Origin of the sequence: Actinoplanes sp. NPDC051851, from assembly GCF_040681165.1 — a bacterium.
Lineage (GTDB): Bacteria > Actinomycetota > Actinomycetes > Mycobacteriales > Micromonosporaceae > Actinoplanes.
On record NZ_JBFAYF010000152.1, the window covers coordinates 1 to 3,273 of the forward strand.

At 70.4% G+C, this 3,273-nt stretch carries 1 protein-coding gene; it reads left to right on the plus strand.

The window, feature by feature from the left end:
- Positions 1 to 3,273: methionine synthase (gene metH, locus AB0M08_RS47320; protein WP_364508894.1), on the plus strand; the 3,273-nt coding region annotated here is incomplete at its 5' end.

A 3,273-nucleotide genomic window follows, 5' to 3' on the forward strand; every position in this document is an offset into this window, starting at 1 on the left:
CGGCTGGCCCGGCAGGCCGCCGACGAGGCCACCGAGCGGGACGGCCGTCCCCGGTTCGTGGCCGGCTCGATCGGCCCGCTGAACGTCACCCTCTCGCTGTCGCCGAAGGTCGACGACCCGGCGTACCGCGCGGTCACCTTCGACCAGGTCAAGGCGGCGTACGCGGAGCAGATCAGCGCGCTCGACGAGGGCGGGGTGGACCTGCTGCTGATCGAGACGATCTTCGACACGCTGAACGCGAAGGCGGCCGTGGCGGCGGCGCGGGAGGTCGCCCCGCACCTGCCGCTCTGGATCTCGGTCACCATCGTCGACCTCTCCGGGCGTACGCTCTCCGGGCAGACCGTCGAGGCGTTCTGGCGCTCCATCGAGCGTGCCGAGCCCCTGGTCGTCGGCGTGAACTGTGCGCTCGGCGCGGCCGAGGCCCGCCCGCACGTCGCCGACCTGGCCCGCTTCTCCGACAGCTTCGTCGCCGCCCACCCGAACGCCGGTCTGCCGAACGCCTTCGGCGGCTACGACGAGACGCCCGAGCAGACCTCCGGGCTGCTCCGCGAGTTCGCCGACTCCGGCCTGGTCAACATCGTCGGCGGCTGCTGCGGCACCACGCCGGCGCACATCGCGGCGATCGCCTCGGCGGTCCAGGGCGCCGCGCCGCGCGTCGTCGACCCGCCGGCGCCGACCACCCGGTTCAGCGGCCTGGAGCCGTTCGCGATCGGACCGGACACCGGCTTCGTGATGATCGGCGAGCGGACCAACGTGACCGGCTCGGCCAAGTTCCGCCGGCTCATCGAGGCCGACGACTACCAGGCCGCCGTCGACGTCGCCCTCGACCAGGTCCGCGGCGGCGCCAATCTGCTCGACGTGAACATGGACGCCGACCTGCTCGACAGTGAGCGGGCGATGACCACGTTCCTCAACCTGATCGCGACCGAGCCCGAGGTGGCCCGGATCCCGATCATGATCGACAGCTCGAAGTGGGACGTGCTCGAGGCCGGCCTCAAGTGCGTCCAGGGCAAGGGCGTGGTCAACTCGATCAGCCTCAAGGAGGGCCCCGGGCCGTTCCTGGCGCACGCCCGGAAGATCCGTGAGTTCGGCGCCGGTGCCGTGGTGATGGCCTTCGACGAGCAGGGGCAGGCCGACACCACCGAGCGCAAGGTCGCCATCTGTGCGCGCGCCTACGACCTGCTGGTCGAGGACGGGTTCGACCCGACCGACATCATCTTCGACCCGAACGTGCTCGCGGTCGCCACCGGCATCGCCGAGCACAACTCGTACGCGAAGAATTTCATCGATGCTCTGCCTTTGATCAAGGAGCGCTGCCCGGGCGCCCGGACCAGCGGCGGCATCTCGAACCTCTCCTTCGCGTTCCGCGGCAACGACGTGGTCCGTGAGGCGATGCACTCGGCGTTCCTGTACTACGCGGTCAAGGCCGGGCTGGACATGGGCATCGTCAACGCCGGCCAGCTCGCGGTCTACCAGGACATCCCGGCCGACCTGCTGGAACTCGTCGAGGACGTGATCTTCGACCGCCGCGAGGACGCCACCGACCGGCTGGTCACCTTCGCCTCCACGGTCACCGGCAGCGGCGCCAAGCGTACGGTCGACCTCTCCTGGCGGGAGGCCCCGGTCGAGGAACGGCTCAGCCACGCGCTGGTGCACGGCATCGTCGACTACATCGAGGACGACACCGAGCAGGCCCGGCAGAAGCTGCCCCGCCCGCTCGACGTGATCGAGGGACCGCTGATGACCGGCATGGGCGTGGTCGGCGACCTCTTCGGCTCCGGCAAGATGTTCCTGCCCCAGGTGGTCAAGAGCGCCCGGGTGATGAAGCGCTCGGTGGCGTACCTGCTCCCCTTCATGGAGGACGAGAAGGAGGCGGGCTCCCGCGGCCAGGGCAAGGTGGTCCTCGCCACGGTCAAGGGCGACGTGCACGACATCGGCAAGAACATCGTCGGCGTGGTGCTGGGCTGCAACAACTACGAGGTGATCGACCTCGGCGTGATGGTGCCGACCGCGAAGATCCTGGACACCGCGGTGGCCGAGGGCGCCGACGCGATCGGGCTCTCCGGGCTGATCACGCCGTCGCTGGACGAGATGGTCGCGGTCGGCGCCGAGATGCAGCGGCGCGGGCTCAAGATGCCGCTGCTGATCGGCGGGGCGACCACGTCCAAGCAGCACACCGCGGTACGGATCGCTCCGGCGTACGACGGTTCGACCGTCCACGTGCTGGACGCGTCCCGGGTGGTCGGCGTCGTCTCCGACCTGCTCGACCCGTCCCGCGCGCAGAAGCTCGACGACGCCAACCGGGCCGAGCAGGAGCGCCTGCGCGAGCAGCACGAGCAGCGGCACTCGCAGCCCCTGCTGACGCTGGCCCAGGCGCGCGCCAACCACGAGAGGATCGACTTCTCCGAGCTGCCCACGCCGACCTTCACCGGCGTACGCGAGGTGGCGCCCGCGATCGCCGAACTGCGCGCGATGATCGACTGGCAGTTCCTCTTCCTCGCCTGGGAGCTGAAGGGCAAGTTCCCCGGCATCCTGGAGCAACCGGTCGCCAAGGAGCTCTACGACGACGCCAACACGATGCTCGACCAGATCATCGCGAACGGCTCGTTCCAGGCCCGCGGTCTGTACGGCTTCTGGCCGGCCCACGCCGAGGGCGACGACATCCTGCTGGAGAACGGCGAGTCGTTCCCGATGCTGCGGCAGCAGACCGAGAAGCCGGCCGGCCGGGCGAACCGCTGCCTCGCCGACTACATCGCCCCGGCCGACGACCACCTCGGTGGTTTCGCTGTCGCCATCCACGGCGCCGACGAGCTCGCCGCGAAGTACGAGGCCGAGCACGACGACTACCGCGCCATCATGGTCAAGGCGCTCGCCGACCGGCTGGCCGAGGCGTTCGCGGAGTACCTGCACCTCAAGGCCCGCCGCGACTGGTTCGAGCCGGACGCCCAGCCGAAGCTCGCCGACCTGCACGCCGAGCGGTTCCGCGGCATCCGCCCGGCGCTGGGCTACCCGGCCTGCCCGGACCACAGCGAGAAGAAGGAGCTGTTCCGGCTGCTCGGCACGGACCGGATCGGCGTGACGCTGACCGAGTCGTTCGCGATGACCCCGGCCGCCGCGGTCAGCGGCCTGATCTTCGCCCACCCGGACGCGAAGTACTTCACCGTCGGGCGGCTCGCCAAGGACCAGGTCGAGGACTACGCGAAGCGCCGGGGCCTGCCGCTCGGCGAGGTGGAGCGCTGGCTGCGCCCCAACCTCGCCTACTCGATCGACTGA